Below are 21546 nucleotides of genomic sequence, written 5' to 3'. Positions count from 1 at the left end.
TACCCGGACCGCCAGCCAATGGGTGTTCTCGGTGGGCGAGAATGACGACAGACGCCGTCCGGCAGGCGGATCTAGAGTGGGAAAGACTTCACCCACCTCCGCAGCGAAAGACGGTTGCACCATGCTGAGCACCCTCCGGGCGGCCGTAGCCGACCCCGCCCAAGTCAAGACCCGAGCCATCGACCTGCACGCCAACGCCCACGACGCCTCCCATTTCCTGCTTGTCCCGCAGGCGGTCGTCGTCGCCAGGGACGCAGCCGAGGTTGGTGGGCTTATGCGGGCCAGCACCGCCCAAGGCATCCCGCTGACGTTCCGCTCAGGCGGGACCAGCCTCAGCGGGCAGGCCGTCACGGACGGCGTCCTGGTCGACGTGCGCAGGAATTTTCGCGGCATGGAGGTGCTCGATAACGGGGTACGCGTCCGGGTAAAGCCGGGCGCCACCGTGCGCTCCGTGAACTCCCGACTGGCCCGTTACGGCCGCCGCCTCGGCCCCGACCCTGCCTCCGAGGCAGCCTGCACCATCGGCGGCGTGGTGGCCAACAATTCCTCCGGAATGAACTGCGGGATCACAGAGAACACGTACCGGACGCTGGAATCCATCACTTTGGTACTGCCCTCCGGGACCGTGATCGACACCGCAGACCACGACGCCGATGCGCGGCTTCGCGCGCTGGAGCCGGGACTGCACGCCGGCCTGGACCGGTTGGCCCGCCAGGTCCTCGACAACCCGGCCTCCGCGGCCAGGGTGCGCCACCAGTTCTCGATGAAGAACACCATGGGCTACGGCCTGAACTCGCTGCTGGACTTTGACACACCTGTGGAGATGCTTGCCCACCTGGCAATCGGCAGCGAGGGGACGCTCGGGTTCATCGCTGAGGCCGTCTTCCGCACCGTCCCGAAGCTCACCCACACAGCCACCGGTCTGTTGGTCTTCCCCGATTTGGACGCAGCCAACGACGCCCTGCCCGGCCTCGTCGAGACCGGTGCGGCGACTGTGGAACTGCTCGATGCCACCTCGCTGCGCGTCGGCCAGTCACTCAGGGGAACGCCGCAGGCCGTCGCAGGACTGGACGTGCGCGAGCATGCGGCACTGCTGGTCGAATATGCCGCAGGGCAGGCCGACGAACTGGCCGAACTCCAACATCGGGGCGCTGCCGCCGTGGCCGGATTTCCACTCGAATCTCCCGCTGGGTTTTCTACTGACGCCGCCACCCGGGCCTCACTGTGGCACCTTCGCAAGGGGCTCTACGCCTCGGTTGCCGGGGCAAGGCCGCAGGGGACGACGGCGCTATTGGAGGACATCGTCGTCCCTGTTCCGGCGCTGGGGCGCACCTGCCGCGAACTGATAGGCCTGTTCAATCGCCATGGCTACCAGGACAGCGTCATCTTCGGCCACGCCAAGGACGGCAACATCCACTTCATGCTCACCGACGGATTCACCAGCAACACCGAACTTGAACGCTACAGCGCGTTTACCGAGGACATGGTCGACTTGGTGCTCGGCGAGAACGGCTCCCTCAAGGCCGAACACGGGACAGGCCGCGTCATGGCCCCCTATGTCCGTCGGCAATACGGCGACGAACTCTACGACGTGATGCGCCAGATCAAGCTCCTGTGCGACCCCGCAGGTGTTCTGAACCCAGGAGTCCTGCTTAACAACGACCCCCAGGCTCACCTTCGCCACATCAAGACGGATCCGCCGGTCGCCGAAGAGGTCGACAGGTGCGTCTCCTGCGGGTATTGCGAACCTGTCTGCCCCAGCAAGGACATCACACTGACCCCGCGCCAGCGCATCGTCACCCTGCGCGCCATCGAAACGGCGCGCTTTGCGGGAGACTCGGAGCTCGTCGCTGAGTTGGAACGTGACTATGACTACGAATCCGTCCAGACCTGCGCCGTCGATGGCATGTGCCAGACGGCCTGCCCCGTCGGCATCAACACCGGCAATCTGGTGAAGCAGCTACGCCAGGACAAGGCCGGCCCCGTTGCAGGCGCCGGGTGGAAGCTGGCCAGCCAGCATTGGGGGACGATCACACGGGGCGCTGGCCTGGCGCTGACCGCCGCCGCCAAGGTCCCCGCCGGCGCCATCCGACCTGCCAACCAGATCGCCCGGGCCGTTCTCGGCGAAGACACCGTGCCTCTGTACTCGGGCGAACTGCCCGGCGGCGGATCTGCCCGGCGACGCCCCGCCCCGACCGGACCACCGGCGGCAGTATACTTCCCCGCCTGCGTCGGGGCCATGTTCGGACCGGCCACGACCGCAAACGATAGCGGGGCTGGTCCGGGCGTGCAGGCCAGTTTCGAACGGTTGGCCCAACGGGCCGGCATCGACCTGCTGGTCCCGCCCTCCATCGACGGCTTGTGCTGCGGGACCCCGTGGTCTTCCAAGGGCATGGCCAAAGGGCAGAGATCCATGCAGACCCGCACCCAAGCTGTACTCTGGGAGGCCACACGCGGCGGTGAGTTGCCGATCATCTGCGATGCGTCCTCGTGCACCGAAGGCCTGCAACACGCTGTGGAGTCTCACGAGCCAGGTCCGGGGAAGCGGAAACTACGAATTATCGACGCCGTCGAATTCACCGCTGAAACGATCCTGCCCTTGCTGCCGGAGCGGACCAAACTGGCATCGCTGGCCCTGCACCCCACGTGCTCCTCGACGCGCATGGGGCTGAACGCGTCTCTCACTGCGGTGGCCGCAGCCGTCGCCAATCGCGTCGAGGTCCCAGACAGTTGGGGGTGCTGTGCTTTCGCCGGGGACCGCGGCATGCTCCACCCCGAGCTCACTGCCTCCGCCACCGAACAACAGGCGGCCGAGGTCAACATCCTAGGTGCCGCCGCCCACGCCTCCTGCAACCGCACATGCGAACTGGGCATGACTCGCGCCACCGGGCATGACTACCGGCACATACTCGAACTACTCGACGAGCAGACCACCCCCTGAATCCGTGTTGATATGGCTCCACGCCTGACAGCGAGGCCTTATTTTCCGGTGTCCTCGCTGTTTGTCTGGCTGATTGCTCAGTATCATTTCCGGCTGAGGCAGTTGGCCACAACCGCTGCGGCCAGAGGCCAAGCACGCTGTGTAGCTGTGCGCAGCGATTTGTAGGAAATCTGACCATCGACAAGGGAGGGATCATGGGAGACCTGCACGGAATGGCGCACGAGTGCTTCGTAACTCTTGGCGACGTGTGCTAGATCGGCGCGTGTGGCCTTGGGATCGACTTGGGTGATGGCGGCTACTGCTTAGCGTGCAGGCTGGCTGAATGCTCGTTGCGGTCCGCCAGTGTTTCCGTCAACAGGGGAGCTGGCTTCGGCGCGGTCGTTGCGTGTCGTGGTGTCCACGACGATTTGATTGGCGCGGTCGATCATGCGCAGCCACATGGGATCCGATTCGTCGTTGCCCGCGTCGATGAAGATCAATCGTTAGTATTTGGGGTGGCTTGTGAATTCGCTAAAAGTCCGACGCCGAGGATGGCGGTGTCCAGCGACGATCGTTCGGAAGACACTGCCCGAGGTGCGGATGTAGCCTTGGAATGGGACGATCGAAGGCCCTAGTGTTGCCCCCAACTGCCCGGCCGCGTACGGTAGAGTGAGAACCGCGGAATCTAGGCCTTTTTGTGACTGAATGTTGAAAAAGATGAGCGTCACGGACTGAAAAAGATGACCAGAAACTCAGGAAAAGTTCGCTGAATTAGATGAGTAAAACGTGACTTGGGCGTTTTTTGGCCTTAAGCGACCCTGACCCGCGGAATGAAACCGCAGGTCAGAGCCACAGTTGGGTGCCCCGGGCGGGAATTGAACCCACGACCAAGAGAATCTCACCATCTGGATGTCACGGGGTGCTGATGGCTATCAAAATTCGTGTATTTTAGGGAACTTTCTCCCTTCTTGACTCCCACGATATGTCAGCAATCGCCGTAGTTTTCCGCTGAATTAGATGGGTAAAAGATGACTGGCACTGCTGGAGCCTTTGACGTTGTCGGGGTTTGACCGTGGAATCTGTGAATGCAGGTTCATCAGTGATCCTCTTCGAGGCCGTGCCTTACCGTCCGTGATTACCATTTTACGCCTGAGACCTAGGCCAGGGCACTGGTCGGTGCCCTTGAGAATACGAAGCCCTTAGCGGTGGACGGTAACTGGTGCGGACGGGCATTCTGACACTTTTGGGTCAGGCTGGGGTATTTCTTACGGCTAGGAGCGGCGGCTTCGGTGTCCCGCACAGGAACGCTCTGCGGGACGGGTGGCTCCGGTTGAGAAGCTTTTCCGCACATGGCGTCCTTGCCTATGTTCGGTCGTATTCTTCCGTCAGCGGGCGTTCCCTGATTGCTATAAGGGAGCCATCGAATTAGACGTTAATCATTGGTGTGATGCGGACTTGAGGAGTTTTCGGTCGGCGGGGTGAGCTCTGTGAGTTCCCCGGTATGGAAGGCGATACGTTCAAAGAGCGGGACGAGGAGCTCCGTGATTTCTCGTCCTACTTTGGTCAGCGAGTATTCTACATGCGGTGGCATGGTGGGCTTCTGTTCACGCAGTATGAAGCCGTCGGAAATCAAGGATTGCAGGCACTGGGACAGCATCTTCTCACTGACACCGTCCAAGGCGCGCCTGAGCTCATTCCAGCGAAGCGTACCGCCCCACAAGGCGAGCAGGATCAACGTGCCCCACTTGTTCGTCACATGACCCAGAACAGCGCGGGTGGCGCAGTCAGCCGGGACTGACAGCATGGACCGGTGAGGTTTTTCTCCTGTTTGAGGCATACCCTCATAGTACTTACTAAATAGTGGGTACCGTAAGTTTGGAATACTTCGATTCCTGGCATCCTTCTACCTAGTGCGTTCACAACGGTGAACGCGTCACTGTCCTTCGGAGTATATATATGTCATCTAACATCTCACCCGTCATTGTCATCTTCGGGGCCGGACCCGGCCTTGGAGCGTCGGTGGCCCGCCGCTTCGGCCGCGAAGGTTTCCGGGTGGCCCTGGTCGGACGGCGCCAAGAGCCACTTCTCGAGTTCGCCGAGTTGTTGAAGGCCGAAGGCATAGAAGCAGTTCCGTTCACTGCCGACCTCTCCAACCCTGCGCGGGTTCCCGCCCTGATTACCGGCATCCGTGAGCGTTTCGGCCGTATCGACGTCATTGAATATGGTCCGGCCAGCGCAGCCGACCAAGGGTTTGTCCCCGCGGCACAGCTAGATGTTGTAGCTCTGGAAAAATACATGCGCCTGTTCCTGCTCACCCCCGTGGAAATCGTTCGTCAGGTCCTCCCCGAGCTCATCGAACGTGGCAACGGTGCGATCCTTGTAACCCATGGGTCTTCCTCCGCAACAGGGATTCCCTTCCTCAGCGGTGTCGGACCGGCCATGGCGGCCATGCGCAACTATCTCTATTCCCTCAATGGCGAGCTTGAAGGCACCGGGGTCTACGCAGGTACCCTCACCATCGGGGCCCTCATTACAAGTGGCGACTCCCTCGCCGACCAGGGATTCCCCGGTGACACCGAGGCTGCCACCACGTTCCCGACAGTTCACCCCGATACTCTCGCTGGACTCTACTGGGACATGTATGTCCAGCGCCGTGCCGTCGAGCAAGCCTACCCAGAGCTTGTCGTAGCGGTATGAACAGCAGCAACGTATAAGTAAGTGGACAACACCGTCGAGTTCGATCAGGTGAGAGTGTGGTCGGGTTTGGTGGTGCGCCGCGGGAAGCGGATCCAGGTTTCATGAGGCGTGAGCAAAACTCTCTCTCAGGCGACCCGTCGGTGGCCGATCGAATCGCGTCAAGCAACAGCCGAACGAGATCGATTGGGCCCTCCGCATATGAACCAGATAGAGCACTTCTTTTTGTACCGAGTCAATGGCGTCGTCCCGATAGAGGCCTGTCCGCATTAGCATCTAAAACCATCCCGTAAGGCGGTCCCTCATCGGACGAACCATCTCCTGAACTGCGGTTATATGATGGCGGATTTGGGACTGTCCCGTAGGGGTAGCCCGATGAGCTGTCCGGTGACGGGGCGTCGTACGGTACGGGCTAAGTGTCTTTGAGTGTCGTTCAGCCGAGTGGGGGAGTGGGTTGGGCTTCTTGGGTGTGCCGTGTTGGGTTTGGTGGGGTGAGTGTTTGTGCGCGTCTGTAGAAGGTGGCGCGGGACATTCCAAGGTCGCGGGTGACTTGGGCTGTGGGTTCTCCGCTTTCAATGAGGCGGATGGCGTTGAGTATTTGGCTGTCGGTGATGCGGCGAGGACGGCCACCAAGGTCTTTGCCTGCTGCTCTGCGTTTATTGATGGAGTCGGTGATGCGTTCGCTTTTAATGTCGTGTTCCATTTGTGCCAGGGCAGCCATGATGGTGAAGAGCATCGATCCCATGGGTGTTGATGTGTCTACATCGCCGCCGTCAAGGTTCAGGACCCGCAGACCTGCGCCCCGCTTGTTGAGCTCTTGCGCGAAGGTCAGCATGTTTTGGGTGGAGCGCCCGAGTCGATCCAGTGTGGTGATTACCAAGGTGTCACCAGCAATCAGAGCATCGAGTGCCCGGTCGAATTGAGGCCGCGATGCTCTTGCACCAGAAACGCCCTGGTCAATATAGAGGTCATCTGCCCGGACGCCGGCGGTGAGAAGGTCAGCTTGTTGCCGGTCGGTAGATTGCTGCTTCGTCGATACGCGCGCGTAACCGATCAATTTCCCCACAGGGCACTCCAATGTGTCTCATAACTAATAGTGAACACCCTGGCGAATTCAGGTGGTGTCTGCAACACCTGTTTGATTTGTTGGGTCTAAGAATAGCGTGGCTAGGACTTCTGCCGGGGTGCGGTAGCCGTGGCGTTTGCGGGGCCGGCGGTTGAGTTCGGCAGCGACGTTCTCGAGGATTCCGGGCCCGTGGAACGAGAGGTCCGTGCTTTTCGGGAAGTACTCGCGCAGAAGTCCGTTGGTGTTTTCGTTGCTGCCGCGCTGCCAGGGCGAGTGCGGGTCGCAAAAGTAGATCGGCATCCCGGTCGCCATTGTGATCTCTTGGTGGCGGGACATCTCCGCTCCTTGATCCCAGGTCGTGGAGCGGCGAAGCTTCTCTGGGAGGGTGTTCATCGCAGTGATCATCGCGTCGGCGACGGTGCGGGCGGTGTGGTCCCCGGGCAGGTGCAGCAGCATCACGTAACCGCTGGTCCTTTCGACCAGGGTCCCAATCGCGGACCTCGACGCCGTCGAACCAATGATTAAGTCCCCTTCCCAATGGCCTGGAACCGCGCGGTCTTCGATCTCGGCGGGGCGGTCAGAGATCATCACCATGTCCCGGAAGCGTTGTGGGCGGGGACCCCCAGGCCTTTGTGGGCGCCGTGTCACACGTCCTGACCGCAGCGCCGTCGCAACTTCCAGACGCAACGATCCGCGGCCTGTGCGGCCGTCAAGTTTCTGAGACAGTTTGATTGATTTTTCTTCTTACGCTGCTGCTTGTTCGGCTTGATCTTGGTTCTGGTATTCGGCCAGGGCCCGGGCCGGTGGCAGTCCCTGGTTGTTGGCATGGGGCCGGCGCCGGTTGTACCAGGACTCGATGTATTCCATGACGGCGGTCCGTGCCGCCATGTGGCTGGCGAAGTCGTGGTGGTGGTACATCTCGGTCTTCAGATGCGAGAAGAACGACTCGGCAACCGCGTTGTCCCAGCAGACCCCGACCTCGCCCATGGACTGCGTGACATTGTTGCCGGCACACCATTTTTGGAAGTCCCCGGAGGTGTACTGCGCGCCCCGATCGCTGTGGAACACGGCCCCGCCGGCGTGCAGCCGGCCGTGATCCCGGGCCATGGTCAGCGCGTCAATGATCAGCTCGGTGCGCATGTGGGAGGCCATTGACCAGCCCACGACCATCCGGGTCGCCAGGTCGATCACCGTGGCCAGGTACAGCCAGCCGGAGCCTGTTTTCAGGTATGTAATATCGCCGACCAGCTTCGTTCCCGGCACGGTGGCGCTGAAGTCCCGCTTCCCGTTCTCATCGAGCATGTGGTTGCGGATGTGCTCGGTCCTGGCGCCAGGATCCACGACCGTGGTCTTCTTCCACGCTCGCATGCGCACGGCCCGCAGGCCCTGTTTCTTCATGATCGTCCCGACCGTGCTCGGGGCTGCCGGGATGCCCTCATGGCCCAGGATCGTGGTGATTTGGTCCCGCCCGGCCATGCCCTTCTCCCGCTCATACACCCGGCACACATCCTTGGTGAGCTGCTCGTTGCGCCGCTGCGTCGGGGTCGGCTCCGCCGGCTTGGTCCAGCGGTAGTACGAGGACCGGGGAACCTGCAATTTCAGGCACATCCAGTCAACCGGATAGTTGGCCTTCTCCAGCCCGATAAACGCGTAGTAGTCGTTTATCGTTGCTTCGCGGCGAAGAAGGCACTGACTTTTCCCAGAAACTCGATCTCCCGCTTCAACTCCGCGTTCTCGGCCTGCAAGGCCTTGAACTTCGCCCACTCCACCGGGCCCGGCTCATCCGCGGCAGCATCAGGGTGCTCTTCCTTCCACACCCGCACCCAATTCCCCAACGTCCCCTCATTGACCCCGATCTCAGTGGCAACCTGGACCACCGGACGGCCCGAGGAAATCACCAACTCAATGGCCTCGGCCTTGAACTCCGGACTGTATTTGCGACGACTCGACATGAAACAGATTCTCCTAAACACTGTCTCAAATCACCATACGGGCGCATGTAAGAGTTGATCGTTAGACGGGCCACAGGTGCCGCCGAGCTGGTGACAGGCCAACGCTTAAAATGTCGCAGTAGTGTCGTCTTTGAAGTGGCCAACCGTGCCCCATAGGTTGGTCACTTCGCCATTTAACAACCGTGAGTAGTAGCCGGCTATCGGACAAGTTCCCCATGGTCCAAAACGGGGGGAGTGTCCCACTTCGTTAGAAGTGAGACACTCCTTGTCTCTGTTGAAACCAACGGGTGAGTTGGTGCCGAGTGTGTCAGGAGCGAGCAATGAGTGGGGCCAGTTGGAGGCTGAATGAAGCTACTTCGTTAGGACCCTCAGATTGACCTGAATCCCCGCGTCTTCCAGTTCGCCAGCGAGCTTGCCTTTCCAATCGTTGGTAAAACTGTTGAAAGGAATATAAAGCATGCCTCGTACATCACCGGGTTCAGTTACATCCGTTGCCTGAAGGATAGCTACTTTGTCTCGTCCCAGATGTGCCATGAAGTAGCCCATTTCGAACACGACGTTCTGGCGACCACGAGGTTCAAGGTCCTTGTCATCTTTTGCCTTGCCCAGGTCATCGGCAGTCAAAATAATGACCGCGAAATTAGCTTGGGCGGCAGCTTTTTCAAGTTTTTCGATCAGTGATTGACCCGAATTTCCTTGCTCGTGGAGGATGACAGCATCCCGTCCTGTGAGTTGGTTGAGGAAATGATGAACGAAGGTCTTGGCCGTATCATCGTGGCCGTGAACGATGAAAATGCTTTTCTCGGCGGGAGACGTTTTAATGCCACTTGTGGTTGGCACGCCGCCTGGGATACCAACAGCTGACGAGATTGACTCTTGACTTCCACCAGGCGAATGAAGAAGATCAGCCACTGGCTCCCCGGCAGTCCGGATACTGTGTTTCTGGTGGTCTGCCCATGGGTCGACAGGTTCAACCTTAGTCGGAAGGGTTTCCCACGCGTTGACGGGTTTAGCCTTTTTCTGAGGGGTTTTTTCAATCTTTTTCTGGTGGTCTGCCCATGGGTCGACAGGTTCAGTCTTTTCTTGAGTTGTTCCCCATGCGGTGAGAGGAGTTCCCCATGCGGTGGCAGGCCATTCGGTGACAGGCTCAGCCTTATTCTGGGTGACTTTTTTCTGGGGGTCTGCCCACGGGTCGAAAGGTTCAACCTTATATAGAGGGTGCCCACTTACACTTCCGTCCTGTATGAATTTGTATCCATCAGGGCTCAAAATCTTGTTGTAAGTCTCTACCAAGGAGGCCGCATCGTCGCCGGAAAGTGCCACCGGGTTAACCGTCATCTCAATAAATTTCAGGAAGTTCTCATCTGTACCCCACAGGAGATTGAATCGTGGGTCAGTGAAGATGTAATCGTTCTCCCAATCCTCGGGATTGTTGACCCGATGTTGAGTGACGTCACCGTATGCGTCATTGAACCTCTTGTCGGTACTGGGCAGATCCCTGAGGGGGAAAATACGGGCCAAAAATTCTGGCTCACTCAGACGCCCGGACCAGGCGAGAGGCAAAAGAGTGCAGAGGTCCATAACTTTGCGTCGAGTGACCTCGGATATTGAATTTGGCACTGCGCTGGTTCCCTCACTTCAAACGACGAGGTTGCATTGTCGCATTTCCTCCAGATACCAACTTTAGCCGCGAGGTGGCGCGTGTCGAACTTACAATCAATCAGTGAAGATCTTTGGAACTGTGGAATGTATTGAGGGCAGCGTCATTGAGAAAACGGAAGTGGACGCAGCTGAGTATCAGGCAGGCGTGGACGCCATGCGCCGCACGTTGGCCGAAGGCTACCGACTGTTGAGCGTAAGGGTTGACCGCTAGGCAGGGTTCCGCCCCCCTAATGCACTAGGCATGGTCCTTGTCAGGGGGAGGGCTTACACTCAATTAATAGAACTTTATTTCTAGTAGTTGGTGTGTCATGGATCATGTATCGAATATTTGTCTTGTAGACTTCGCGTCCCCTGTGTCGCACCCACTACTGGCCTCGGTCACCGTGGCAGCTGGTTACCCTTCTCCTGCCCAGGATTATTTTGACGGTCGGATTAATTTGAACGACCACTTGATTAAGGACGTCACCAGCACGTACATCATTCGCGTGTCGGGCCACTCTATGGAAGGCGCCGGCATCAGTGATGGTGATGAGTTGATCGTCAACCGGGCATTGGAGCCTAAGGATGGGTCTATTGTCGTCGCTGTCCTTGATGGTGAGTTGACGGTTAAGCGGCTGCGCATCACCCCTACGGGTGTCGTGTTGCAGGCCGAGAATCCTGATTACCCGGATATTCGTGTCCCTGAGTTGGCGAGCCTTGAAATTTGGGGGACGGCTTCCGTTGCTCTGCATCATCTCTTGTAGGCCGTAGTCGTGGAACGTATGCAGGCCATCGCCCATGTGGACGTTAACTCGTTTTATGCCAGTGCGGAAAGGGCCTTTGACCCCTCCTTGGAAGGCAAGCCGTTGATCGTGCTCTCGAATAATGATGGTTGCGCCGTCACCCGCAGTGCCGAGGCAAAGGCACTAGGCATCCCGATGGGGGAGCCGTGGTTCAAGCTCGCGCCCCGCGCCAAAGCCTTGGGACTGATTGCCAAATCCAGCAACTACGAGCTATACGGGGACGTGAGTGCCCGCGTCATGGAGCTACTGGGCAGGTTCAGTCACGAAATCGAGATTTACAGCATTGACGAAGCATTCTGCACCGTCAAGGGAACTGGTCCGGAGCTGCTGCAGCTCGGCCGTGCCATGAAAGACGCCGTGCGCCGCAATTGCGGCGTACCCGTATGCGTGGGTATCGCGTCCACGAAAACCCTGGCGAAGCTTTGCAATAAGTGGGCCAAGAACAACCCCAATTTCAACGGCGTGTGTCACTGGGATTCCGTACCCCTGGCGCAACGCGAACACCTCATGGCCAGCCTCTCCGTGATTGAAATCTGGGGCGTGGCCACCAAACTAACCAAACGGCTCTACGCCTTGGGGATCAAGACCATTCTGGACCTGAGCCAGGCCAATCCCGTCATGATTAGGGACCGCTTTTCTGTAGTCATGATGCGCACCGTCCTAGAGCTGCAAGGTAAGCCCTGCATCCCGATGGAAGAAGAGCGGATCGGGCGTGACCAACTGATTTTTAGCCGGTCATTTTCGACCCCGATCACCACCCGCGCAGACATGCGCCAGGTCATGAGCCTGTACGCGCAGCAAGCCAGCGCCCGCCTAGCCAAACACAACCTGCAAGCCAAACTGTTGACGGCTTTTGCTGCCACGTCCTACTACAACCCTGGCGATACGTCCTATCCCTCCGTATGTGTACCGCTGCCAATGCCCACGGCAGATCCTGTGCTGTTAGCTCGGGCAGCCTACGCGCTACCACCCCGGATCGTGGAAGGCGTCAAATACGTGCGCGCCGGGATCATGGTCACCGACCTACGCCCCACCGGCAACCAATCACCCCTAGAACTCTTCGAGAACCCACATGAAGAACGCCACATCGGGCAGCTGCTTGAAGATATATCCAAGAAGCACGGACGGGGGAGTATCGGACTCGGGTCAGCAGGCATCAAAGGCGGCCCGGACTGGTCCATGAAACGCGACATGCTCAGCCCCCGCTACACCACCCACTGGGACGAGCTCCCTATCGCCAAAGCCTCATGAATTGATCGGCACCACCAGCTCTGGCCCGTCCCCCTTGAGCGGGCCGACCTGGTGAAATTCCAGCGCCTCGGCTACTGGCGTGGCCGCTGCAACAGCAGCGTCGACCAGTGTTTGGTCCCCGTCCTGGCCAGCGTCTAGCCACTCATCCCAGAAACTCGGCGGTAGCGTCACCGGGGTGCGGTCATGAAGCTGGCTCACCTCACCGACCGCCGCCCGGGTCAGGATTGTGGTCGTCAATGTCCAGTAGTCCTCGTGGTCCTCGGGTAAGGACTTGTCCGGCCACCAGGTATAGAGGCCGGCAAAGGCTATGATTTCGTCATTGGGGGAGTGGATGGCATACGGAGTCTTTGTCTCACCCTCGGTGTGCCATTCGTAGTAGGAATCGGCCGGCAGGATCGCCCGCTTGCTCTTGACCGACCCGCGGAACGTGGCCTTCTCCGCCGCCGTTTCCGAACGGGCATTGAAGGTGGCGAACTTCGTTTTCAGTTCCTTGGAGTACGACGGCGTGAGTGACCACCGGCCAGCCTCCAGTCGACGCACCGGCTCATGCTCACCCTTCGCGGACTCCAGTATGACCGGGACACGGTTCGTCGGTTTGATGTTCCATGCCGGTTCCGGCAGGTTGTCACCTGCCACCATCACATCGAACATGTTCACCAAGTCAGCTGTCGTGTCGGGGTCATGTAAGTATTCGTTCTGCAGTAAGGGCAATAATGCTCTATCGAATATCTGGGTAGTTGTTCCAGGCCAGCCGGACCGTTGAGCCTATGTGTCAGCGATGGACATTCTCATTCCGAACGGGTCTGCCAAACAGCTAGGTGTACTCGGCCATGTGGTTCGTGACATCGGGGGTTTGATCAATTGGAGGCCCGCCGGGCTTTGTGGAGCTGTCTATTGCTTCACTGACCGGAGGTTCCCATGCCTCACGCTGATGCCAGAGTGATGGGCCTAGGAAGCAGCCGTGTGGAAAGTCTCCCCACCGTCATCGGAGACCTGGATGCCGGTGGTGGTGGCCACCCAAATCCGCGGCTTTCCGTGGCTTCCTTCCAAGGCGGCGATGGCTTCGACCTGGCCTGCAACCTTCCCGGTCACAGCCCAACTCAGACCGGCATCGGTTGAAACATGGACGCTGCCATCCGGGGATACCCCAACAGTCTCCGTCGGGGCCTTCTCCAGGGACGTGGCAAAGGCGGCAAACTGGATAATCGGGGAATTGGGAACGAGCTGCCAGGTCTTGCCGGCGTTCGTGGAGCGCTGCACGCCGCTCTCAGTCGTGGCAAGGACGACGGTGCTGGCAGGGTTGCCGGCCAACACAGCCGGGGTAAACGTAGTCGTGGAGTTTTCCCACGTAACCCCGTCGTGACTGGTACGAAGCTGGCCATCGAAGGCGACTAGACCACCGCCGCTGGCAGTGAGGGCATGGAAATCGGATTGTCCACCGAGAGAGATCTCCTGCCAGGTTTTTCCGGCGTCGGTGGAGCGGATGAGACCGACCGGATTCGGCAAGGAAGATCCAGCTCCGGGGTGTCCTGACGCGTAGAAGGTCTTTGGATCGTCAGTGACGGTGAACCCCATCAAATCGATGGTGTCACTGACCTTAAGGGCGGTTTTCTTAGTGGCGTCGTAGAGGCCATCATGGGTGGCAAGTAGGATCCTTGTGGATTCCGGGTCAACCGATATGCCATGAACATGTCCAAATGCGTTGGCTGCCGGCGTGGAATCGATGGCCGGGGTCGGTACTGAACACCCTGCCAGAACGAGCGGAAGGGTTAGTGCGGCCGCAACTACAGCTCGGCGGACAGGGAAAAACGAAATTCGGGGATACAAAGGGACTCCAAAGAAGAAGGTTAGCAAGGAGAGTTGGTGGTGGATCCAAGAAGTTTTGGATCCACCACCGAGGACGGATTGAGCCAGCCTGTTAGAGGGTGGCGAGCAGGTCCTTCATGTCCTTGATCTCGGATTCCTGGGAGGCAACGATGCTCTCTGCCAAGGCCACAGCCTCGGCATTTTGACCGTCGGCGATCTCGGTTTTGGCCATCTCCACGGCACCCTCGTGGTGGGCAATCATCTGGGTCAGAAATAGCTTGCTGGCCTCGGTGCCCTCGGCAGCCTTGAGCTTGTCAAGATCATCGCCAGTCATCATTCCGTTCATGGAGTGGTTTCCGGCCATGGAGGTTGGTTCGGACCAGGCGGTGAGCCAGGTGGTCATCTTCTTGATTTCCGGGCCCTGGGCGGCCTTGATGTCTGTAGCCAACGCGGTGATCTTCGCATCGAGGTCGGTCTTGGCAAGCATGATGTCACTCATCTCCACCGCTTGGGTGTGGTGAGGGATCATCATTTGGGCAAACATCGTGTCCGCAGCATTATGCTCCCCACCGGCGACTGTAGCTTCCATGGAGGAAGCGGTCGGACCGCTATGGTTCATCCCTGGCATGGATCCGCCGTCGGTTCCGGTGGAGCATCCTGCCAACGCGAGCATGGCGGCAACAATGGTGGCTGAAACGGTCAATGATTTCTTCATAACAAACAGTCCTTCACTTAAACTTCTCGAATACTTTGCAGTTGCCCTAGCTTGGAGGGCGCGCCAATGAGGACCCGTGAGAGATACCCGGGACGATTCATCGGTTTACGTTCTGCTGATCGAGAGTTGATTCAGTGACGGCGGATCGGGAACACGACCCGAGGACTTGTGTCCTGTAACAACCAGAAACGCCGATTCGGTCGAAGGAAGCATGAGCGTTCCGGGCAGGGGCAAGTTCACCACTGCTGTTGCCAGGCTGGGAATGCAGCTCTGGTGCATGTCCATGGATGATTCACATCCAGTGGAGGAACAGCCGCAAGCCGCGGGTGTGGTCGAGGGCGCATGAGCGGCGCTGTCAAGCATTGCATTGCCTTCGGACACTGGGTGCTCCGAGACCGGAGTGGTCTTGACACTGACTGTTTCGGTGGAGGCGTTCATCATGCTGGGGGAAGCCATGGACGAGACGCCTGCTCCGCCCATGACATGCATGCCGAAGATGCCCCCGATGACAGCGAAGGCAAGAGCGATCATCGCGCCCCAGCGCAGGAAGGACACCATCGTGGGCGTGCTACTTGGCATGCGCATGGTGAAATCCTTTCCGTGGCTCCGCTGGAATCTAGCTAGTCGTTGTGAATTGTACGGGCACAAGCTGGGCGAGAGCTTCGAGCGTGCCTAGTGGACGTCGGCGGGGTTGAGGTTGAGGCGGCGCAGCAGTTGGGCGTTCAGTGCCACCACGATGGTCGATAGCGACATCAAAACTGCACCCGCGGCCGGTGAGAGGACGATGCCAGCAAAAGCCAGCACGCCTGCGGCCAGTGGAACGGAAATGATGTTGTAGCCGGTGGCCCAGATCAGGTTTTGCCACATTTTGCGGTAGCTGGCATGGGAAAGGTCCACCATGGACAGCACCGCCCGTGGGTCATTGCCGGCCAGCACCACTCCAGCCGATTCCATGGCGACATCAGTGCCGGCGCCGATGGCAATGCCAACCTCGGCCCGGGCCAAGGCGGGGGCATCGTTGACGCCGTCGCCGACCATGGCGACCTTCATGCCGCGGGCCTGCAGTTCGGCGACCTTCAGGTCCTTGTCCTGGGGTAAGACCTCCGCGAAAACCTCGTCGATGTGAAGCTCGGAAGCCACCGAAGCGGCAACCTGGTGTGCATCGCCGGTAACCATGGCGACCTTGATGCCACGTTTTTGCAGGGACTGGATGGCTTGGCGGGATTCCTCGCGGACTTCATCCTCCAAAGCGACAGCACCAACGATGGCGCCATCCCTGATCACATGCAAGATCGATGCACCCCGGTCCATCCACTCTGCGGTTGTGTCTGCGATGTCCGCGGGTTCAGAGGCTCCGAGCTCCGCGAGTAGGGCTGGTCCGCCGACTGCAGTGTTGGTTCCGTTGACGGTGGCCTGGACGCCGCGTCCGGTCAGGGACTGAAAACCCGAGGCAGTCAAAGCCGGATTGCCGGTCTGTTTAGCGGCAGCGATGATCGCCCGGGCGACCGGGTGTTCGCTGTCCGATTCAACAGCGGCGGCGAGGGCCAACAACTCCTCTGTTGTGACGCCGTCTACCGCAACGACGCCTGTGACAGCGGGTTCACCCTTGGTTAGGGTGCCGGTCTTGTCGAACAGGACGACGTCGATGGTGCGCATCCGTTCCAAAGCCATCCGGTTTTTAATCAGCACGCCGGCCCGCGCGGCCCGTTCGGTGGAGATGGCGATGACCAGTGGAATGGCCAAACCCAGGGCATGCGGGCAGGCAATGACCAGCACGGTCACGGTGCGGGTCACCGCGTCCGGGATACTTCCCAGCAGGGACCAGACAATGAACGTGATGACGCCGGCGCCGGCGGCGAAGTAGAACAGGAACGCCGCCGCCCGGTCGGCCAGGGCCTGGGCGCGGGAGGTAGAGGCCTGTGCCTCGGCAACCAGCCGCTGAATTCCTGCAAGGGCGGTATCGTCACCGACTGCAGTGACTTTCATCCGCAGTGAGTTGTCGGTGGCAACAGTGCCCGCCACCACGGGATCGCCCACGGTGCGCGGGACGGTTTTGGATTCGCCGGTAATCATCGACTCGTCCACCTCGGCGGCTCCGTCGCTGATGACGCCATCGGCCGGCATGCGGGCGCCCGAGCGGACCAGGACAAGGTCGCCGGCTTGTAGCTCGGTGACGCTGATGGTCTCGGTGCCGCCCTCGATGACCCGTTCGGCCTCATCCGGCAGCAGGGCGGCCAGGGCGTCCAGGGCCCCGCGGGCCGAGCCAAGCGCCCGCATTTCAATCCAATGCCCGAGCAGCATGATGGCCACCAGCAGGGCCAGCTCCCACCAGAAATCCAGGTCAAAGCCGCCGATACCCAGGCTGGTGACCCAGGAGGCAACGAAGGCGACGGTGATGGCCATGGAAATCAGCAGCATCATGCCCGGTTGCCGGGACTTGATTTCCTGCCAGCCACCCTTGAGGAACGGCTGGCCGCCGTAGAAGAAAATGAAGGTGCCCAACACCGGTGGGATCCAGACAGCCCCCGGGAAATCGGGCGGATTGTAACTGAGAAGGTGCCCGAACATGGGGCTGAAGAACACCACCGGGATGGAAAGGACCAGGGTCAGCCAGAATCGATTCTTAAACATGGCGGTGCTGTGCCCGGCATGTTGGCCGGCGGTGTGGACGGCATGGTCGTCATGATCCATGCCGCCGTGACCCACGGCCGCATGGTCCATCTCAGAAGTCAACGTCTCACCGGGGTTGGCAGCCTGTGCCTGGTGGTCGTGCCCATTGTTGTTCTCTTCCATGTCTCTCCCCGTTCGGGTTGATAGAAGTGGTTTCTAGCTCTCAGTGAAGGAATAGCCGGCGGTGACGACGGCAGAGCGAATGTCTTCAGGGCGTACAGGTCCAGAGACCATCAGTGTCGAGATACCGCCGGCGACAAGATCAACGGTGGCTGATTCCACTCCCTCAATTTTCTGAACGGCTGCCTCGACGCTTTGGACGCAGTGCCCGCAGGTCAGTCCTTCCAAGGAATACAGGGTTCCAGACTCACCGGTTGCCTTGGCCTCTGTTGTCTCGGTCGAGCAGCAGCTACATGAGCTCTCGGTTGTCTGCGTCAGTTTGAGGTCTTTTGGAGTTTCAGTTCCGCACATTTGGGAAGTTCCTTTGAAAAGGGGGTAGATGGTGTGCGTTGGGGTTGAACGGCAGTGGCGGCTGGAAGAATCGACGGCCGCGACAAACTACTTCACTGACAACACTCCAACCATACCCCCGTGGGGTATTTTCTTCAAGCTTTGACCGTGGTGATGCAGGCGTCATCAGTAAGGATGTTCTTAGGTGAAATTGCCCGGATACCGCTGCTTGGAGAAGCGGACTCAATAGTCGCTGCCTTCTCGATCAAGGCTGGGAAGAAGAGGGTGTGTTCCGGACCGCGAGGGCGGTTTCGGTGGTGGGGAGCAGTCAGGCGCAGCAGGAGAGCTTGGTGGGGTCGGTGTTGAAGGCCTTGCACGCGATCCTGATGCCCTCGGCCATCGTCAGGTAGGGGCTCCATGCGGCGGCAACTTGTGCGGTGGTCATTCCCGCTTCGAGGATGTAAACGCCGGCCGCGGCAATTTCCCCGGCGTCCTTGGCCACGGCGGAAATGCCCAGGATCCGCCCGGTACCCAGTTCGGCGACAACCTTGATGAAGCCTCGGGTGTCGCGGTTGACCACAGCACGCGGGACATACTCCAAAGGAAGGACCCGGCAATCACAACGGATCCCGGCAGCGATGACTTCCTTCTCCGTCATTCCGACCGCCCCGATGGAGGGGCTGGTGAAGGTGACACGGGGCAGGTGCCGATAGTCGACCTCGGCAGCGGCATCGATGAAGGCATTGTCCACAGCCATCGCGCCATGGGCCGCAGCGACATAAACGAATTCCCGATGCCCCGTCACATCCCCAGCGGCCCAGATACGCGGATTGGCCGTAGCCAGGCGGGAATCGACAACGATTTCCCCGGATGCGCCGGTCGCCACACCGACGGAGTCAAGGTTCAATCCCTCCGTTACAGGACGGCGCCCCGTCGCCACCAACAGTTTGTCGGCCCGGAACACTTCCTTTCCCCCTGCAACGGATGCGGAGGCAACCACCGATCCGTTTGTCTCATCGCGCTCCACGCTGTCCACGGTGGCCCGCCGAACCACCCGGATGCCCTCGTCGGCGAACACAGAAGCCAGCGCCTTTGACGTCTCTGGTTCTTCCGGTGAGGCCAGCCGGGAACGAACCAGCATAGTCACCCGAGAACCCAGCCGGGAGAAAAGTTGCGCCATCTCCAACGCCACGTAGCCCCCGCCCAGGATCAGCAAAGTTTCCGGTACCTCATCCAATTCCATCGCCGTCGTCGAAGTCAGGTACCCAGCTTCCGCCAGCCCGGGAATAGGCGGCACGAAGGGGCTGGCGCCAGTGGCCACCAGGTAGTGCCCGGCCTCGATGGTGTGCATCCCGCCATCCGAGGATGCGACTTGAAGCAGCGGGCTGTCCATGCTGCCGGTGAACGAAGCGTTCCCCTCGACCATGGCCCAGTCGTAGTCCGCGGCTAGATCGACATACTTTTCCGTCCGCATGGACTCCACCAAGGCGGCCTTGCCCTGGATCAAGGCCGGCATGTCCACCGGTCCTGCCGAGGCCCTCATGCCAGGGAAGCGGGCCGAGTCCAACGCCACGTGGCGGGCCTCAGCGGCAGCCAGAAGCGCCTTCGAAGGCACGCATCCGGTGTTCACGCATGTCCCACCGACGGTGCCGCGCTCCACCATGACGACGCGCTTGCCCAGCCCTGTGGCTCGGATAGCGGCAGCAAAGGCGCCGCCCCCGGAACCAATAATCGCCAGATCATACTTTTCGCTTGTCATCCCGGTCTCTCTTCCCTGTGGCCTAAAAGTCTCTATGCACCATCATGAACCTTCCAGTACAGTGGAAGGTCAAGAATCGTGGCCATTGAAAGGGAACCTGACGAACATGAGGATCGGACAGCTTGCGGAAGCAACAGGCACCACGACCAAGACCCTGCGGTTCTATGAGGAGTCGGGACTACTGACTCCAGCCGAGCGCCTAGCCTCCGGCTATCGTGACTATGCTGACGATGCTGTAGGCAGGATCGGCTTCATTCACCGCGGCCAGGCCGCTGGGCTCACCCTGGCCCAAATTCGACAGATCCTAAAAATCCGCGAACACGGCCAAACTCCCTGCTCGCACGTCCGAGATCTGCTGGGCGAGCGGCTGAGAGAGCTTGATGCCCAAATCGCGGAATTGGCAACCCTCAGGGAGACCATCGCCCAGCTGCATGCCAACGCAGCCGAACTCGAACCAGAAACATGTTCCGTTGGCGAGGTCTGTCGCTACGTTTGAAAGCATCATCACTAAATGACGCGGAGGCAGCCGATCACCAGCATAGATTCGAGCTAGAAGCATCCATGACATCGGAGCTGCAAGGAGTTGACCTGCTCATTCAGGCGACATGATTGGTTGCACGCGTTTCAATAGTGACTACTCTGTCGGGGTCATGCGGATATTCGTTCTGTCATAAGGGCAATAATGCCCTATCGGATGGCGGGATAGTCGTTCCAGGTGTGACCGGACCGTTGAGCCCATTGCGCGGCGGTGTAAACACTCATGCCGAGGGTGTCTGCGACGACGCTGACGGGGATGGCAGCGGCAAGTTGCAGCATTGCTGCCTGGCGAAAGGGCCGGGCCTTGATGCCAGCCTCGGAGAGGCGCATTGTGATGTGGTTGGGCGTTATGTGCTGTCCTGGGACGAGGCCGTTGAAAAGCCATCCGATTTCTGGCCGGTGGTAGATGTAGCGACTTGTCGGCATCTGCAGTTGCGCCAGAACTAGAGTGGCGAGGGCTGGGGGTAACTCGATTGCGTCGGTGCCAAACCTTACGGACACTTTGGGTCCTGACACCTCAACGTCGGAGTGTTTGAGTCGGACTGTATTGGTGACTCGTTGTCCAAAGAGAAGCAGAAAAAGCCCGATGATCCGGACGTCACGCGCGGTGGAATCGTCATGGAGCAGAAACTCAACCTTGTCCCAGAGCTCTTCGTGGCTTGCGGCTGATCCCGGCCTAGAGGGTTTCCTAGGAATGTCGATTTCTGATGCCAGGTGTTGCTCGCGGGCCCACCTGATGAACGTACTGAGGACTGTTGCTGTGTCTGTAGTCGTCGCGAAGTAGTGGTCGAGGTGAGCTTGGGTTGCCGTCTCCAGGCAATTGTCTTGGTCCTCCAACCAGGTGAGGAAGGCGGCGATCGCTCGTAGTTCAGCACGCCGGCGATTGAGTGCGTGGACGCTGGTTGGTGTTTGGGCCGAGGCGAGCCGCATGACTCTCAAGACGTACCAGCGTTGGTATCTGCTGATAATTGCGGCTTGGTGGGGTGGCAGCGCGCTGATGAACTTGGAGCCGTAGACCTCGTAGGCATGCAGTTGCATGTCTTGGGATGGGAGAGTTCCTGCACTGACGAGCACTTGCCGGAGGTAGCGCACACGATGAGTCTGGGTGAGTTGATCCAGGCTCATATGGCTGATGGGTAGTTGCCCTAGGGCCATGGAGCGCAGTGTTTCCTTAATGGGAGAGTGACTTATCCATCGAGTCACGGTCCGTGGATCTGGGGCGGTAAGAAAGTGGTGGTAGAGCCCTTTGAAACCGGGATGCATCGTGCCATCGTCTTGGGAT

General features: G+C 59.7%; 19 protein-coding genes and 1 pseudogene. 6 read left to right on the top strand and 14 right to left on the bottom strand.

Annotated features, from left to right (window positions below):
* Positions 1-121: 121 nt before the first annotated feature.
* Entirely contained in the window at positions 122-2941 is a 2820-nt protein-coding gene (locus AB0P14_RS08330) for an FAD-binding and (Fe-S)-binding domain-containing protein (RefSeq protein WP_363840229.1), read from the top strand.
* A 302-nt stretch (positions 2942-3243) separates the two neighbouring features.
* On the opposite strand, the gene AB0P14_RS08325 is transcribed toward AB0P14_RS08330, so the two are convergent.
* Together AB0P14_RS08325 and AB0P14_RS08320 are read right to left on the bottom strand one after the other, a co-directional pair.
* A complete protein-coding gene (locus AB0P14_RS08325) occupies positions 3244-3420 on the bottom strand; it encodes a hypothetical protein (RefSeq protein ID WP_262453226.1) in 177 nt (58 codons plus the stop codon).
* A gap of 932 nt (positions 3421-4352) precedes the next feature.
* Positions 4353-4757 (bottom strand): helix-turn-helix domain-containing protein, encoded by a 405-nt coding sequence (locus AB0P14_RS08320; protein WP_363840225.1) that lies wholly within the window; start codon positions 4755-4757, stop codon positions 4353-4355.
* 119 nt (positions 4758-4876) lie between these two features.
* On the opposite strand from AB0P14_RS08320, the gene AB0P14_RS08315 reads away from it, so the two are divergent.
* Positions 4877-5617 (top strand): SDR family NAD(P)-dependent oxidoreductase, encoded by a 741-nt coding sequence (locus tag AB0P14_RS08315; protein ID WP_363840222.1) that lies wholly within the window; start codon positions 4877-4879, stop codon positions 5615-5617.
* A 430-nt stretch (positions 5618-6047) separates the two neighbouring features.
* On the opposite strand, the gene AB0P14_RS08310 is transcribed toward AB0P14_RS08315, so the two are convergent.
* The 4 genes and pseudogenes from AB0P14_RS08310 to AB0P14_RS08295 form a co-directional block, all read right to left on the bottom strand.
* Positions 6048-6680, bottom strand: coding sequence for a recombinase family protein (locus tag AB0P14_RS08310; protein WP_363840219.1), 633 nt, complete (start codon positions 6678-6680; stop codon positions 6048-6050).
* Positions 6681-6728: 48 nt separating this feature from the next.
* Positions 6729-7379: pseudogene (locus AB0P14_RS08305) on the bottom strand (IS30 family transposase); the annotation flags it as partial.
* Positions 7380-7424: 45 nt separating this feature from the next.
* Positions 7425-8632, bottom strand: a protein-coding gene (locus AB0P14_RS08300; RefSeq protein ID WP_363840216.1) for an IS3 family transposase whose coding sequence is annotated in 2 segments (ribosomal slippage) — positions 7425-8380 and positions 8380-8632 — 1209 coding nt in all. Because the reading frame shifts where the segments join, the coding sequence is not laid out codon by codon here.
* A 351-nt stretch (positions 8633-8983) separates the two neighbouring features.
* Positions 8984-10252, bottom strand: coding sequence for a TIR domain-containing protein (locus tag AB0P14_RS08295; RefSeq protein ID WP_363840213.1), 1269 nt, complete (start codon positions 10250-10252; stop codon positions 8984-8986).
* Between the two features lie 103 nt (positions 10253-10355).
* Between AB0P14_RS08295 and AB0P14_RS08290 the strand changes: the two genes are divergently transcribed.
* The 3 genes from AB0P14_RS08290 (at position 10356) to AB0P14_RS08280 (ending at position 12327) form a co-directional block, all read left to right on the top strand.
* Positions 10356-10505 carry a hypothetical protein gene (locus AB0P14_RS08290; protein WP_218713690.1) on the top strand — a complete coding sequence of 50 codons (150 nt, stop codon included), beginning with the start codon at positions 10356-10358 and terminating at the stop codon, positions 10503-10505.
* A gap of 142 nt (positions 10506-10647) precedes the next feature.
* On the top strand, positions 10648-11037 hold the full coding sequence (umuD, locus tag AB0P14_RS08285; RefSeq protein ID WP_363840210.1) for a translesion error-prone DNA polymerase V autoproteolytic subunit: 390 nt from the start codon (positions 10648-10650) through the stop codon (positions 11035-11037).
* Between the two features lie 18 nt (positions 11038-11055).
* On the top strand, positions 11056-12327 hold the full coding sequence (locus tag AB0P14_RS08280; RefSeq protein WP_218714154.1) for a Y-family DNA polymerase: 1272 nt from the start codon (positions 11056-11058) through the stop codon (positions 12325-12327).
* Here AB0P14_RS08280 and AB0P14_RS08275 read toward each other — a convergent pair.
* The 7 genes from AB0P14_RS08275 to merA form a co-directional block, all read right to left on the bottom strand.
* Positions 12322-12984, bottom strand: a complete 663-nt coding sequence (locus tag AB0P14_RS08275; protein WP_363840207.1) for an SOS response-associated peptidase — start codon at positions 12982-12984, stop codon at positions 12322-12324. The two genes, AB0P14_RS08280 and AB0P14_RS08275, sit on opposite strands and share 6 nt — an antisense overlap.
* A gap of 291 nt (positions 12985-13275) precedes the next feature.
* Positions 13276-14154 (bottom strand): F510_1955 family glycosylhydrolase, encoded by an 879-nt coding sequence (locus tag AB0P14_RS08270; RefSeq protein WP_363840204.1) that lies wholly within the window; start codon positions 14152-14154, stop codon positions 13276-13278.
* Between the two features lie 91 nt (positions 14155-14245).
* Positions 14246-14848 (bottom strand): DUF305 domain-containing protein, encoded by a 603-nt coding sequence (locus AB0P14_RS08265; RefSeq protein WP_363840201.1) that lies wholly within the window; start codon positions 14846-14848, stop codon positions 14246-14248.
* A 105-nt stretch (positions 14849-14953) separates the two neighbouring features.
* A complete protein-coding gene (locus tag AB0P14_RS08260) occupies positions 14954-15433 on the bottom strand; it encodes a DUF6153 family protein (protein WP_363840198.1) in 480 nt (159 codons plus the stop codon).
* Positions 15434-15520: 87 nt separating this feature from the next.
* On the bottom strand, positions 15521-17641 hold the full coding sequence (locus AB0P14_RS08255; protein ID WP_363840195.1) for a copper-translocating P-type ATPase: 2121 nt from the start codon (positions 17639-17641) through the stop codon (positions 15521-15523).
* 33 nt (positions 17642-17674) lie between these two features.
* The gene (locus AB0P14_RS08250; protein WP_363840192.1) at positions 17675-17989 is read right to left on the bottom strand and encodes a heavy-metal-associated domain-containing protein; all 315 of its coding nucleotides are present in this window, start codon (positions 17987-17989) and stop codon (positions 17675-17677) included.
* 307 nt (positions 17990-18296) lie between these two features.
* On the bottom strand, positions 18297-19727 hold the full coding sequence (gene merA, locus AB0P14_RS08245; RefSeq protein WP_363840189.1) for a mercury(II) reductase: 1431 nt from the start codon (positions 19725-19727) through the stop codon (positions 18297-18299).
* Positions 19728-19833: 106 nt separating this feature from the next.
* On the opposite strand from merA, the gene AB0P14_RS08240 reads away from it, so the two are divergent.
* Entirely contained in the window at positions 19834-20223 is a 390-nt protein-coding gene (locus AB0P14_RS08240) for a heavy metal-responsive transcriptional regulator (protein ID WP_218714147.1), read from the top strand.
* A 191-nt stretch (positions 20224-20414) separates the two neighbouring features.
* Here AB0P14_RS08240 and AB0P14_RS08235 read toward each other — a convergent pair whose 3' ends face one another.
* A complete protein-coding gene (locus AB0P14_RS08235; protein WP_218714146.1) occupies positions 20415-21419 on the bottom strand; it encodes a hypothetical protein in 1005 nt (334 codons plus the stop codon).
* Positions 21420-21546: the final 127 nt, after the last annotated feature.

The organism is Specibacter sp. NPDC078709 (assembly GCF_040686795.1).
Classification (GTDB): Bacteria; Actinomycetota; Actinomycetes; order Actinomycetales; family Micrococcaceae; genus Specibacter.
Note: the sequence above shows the minus strand (reverse complement) of the source record. Positions and strands in the feature narration are given on the sequence as shown.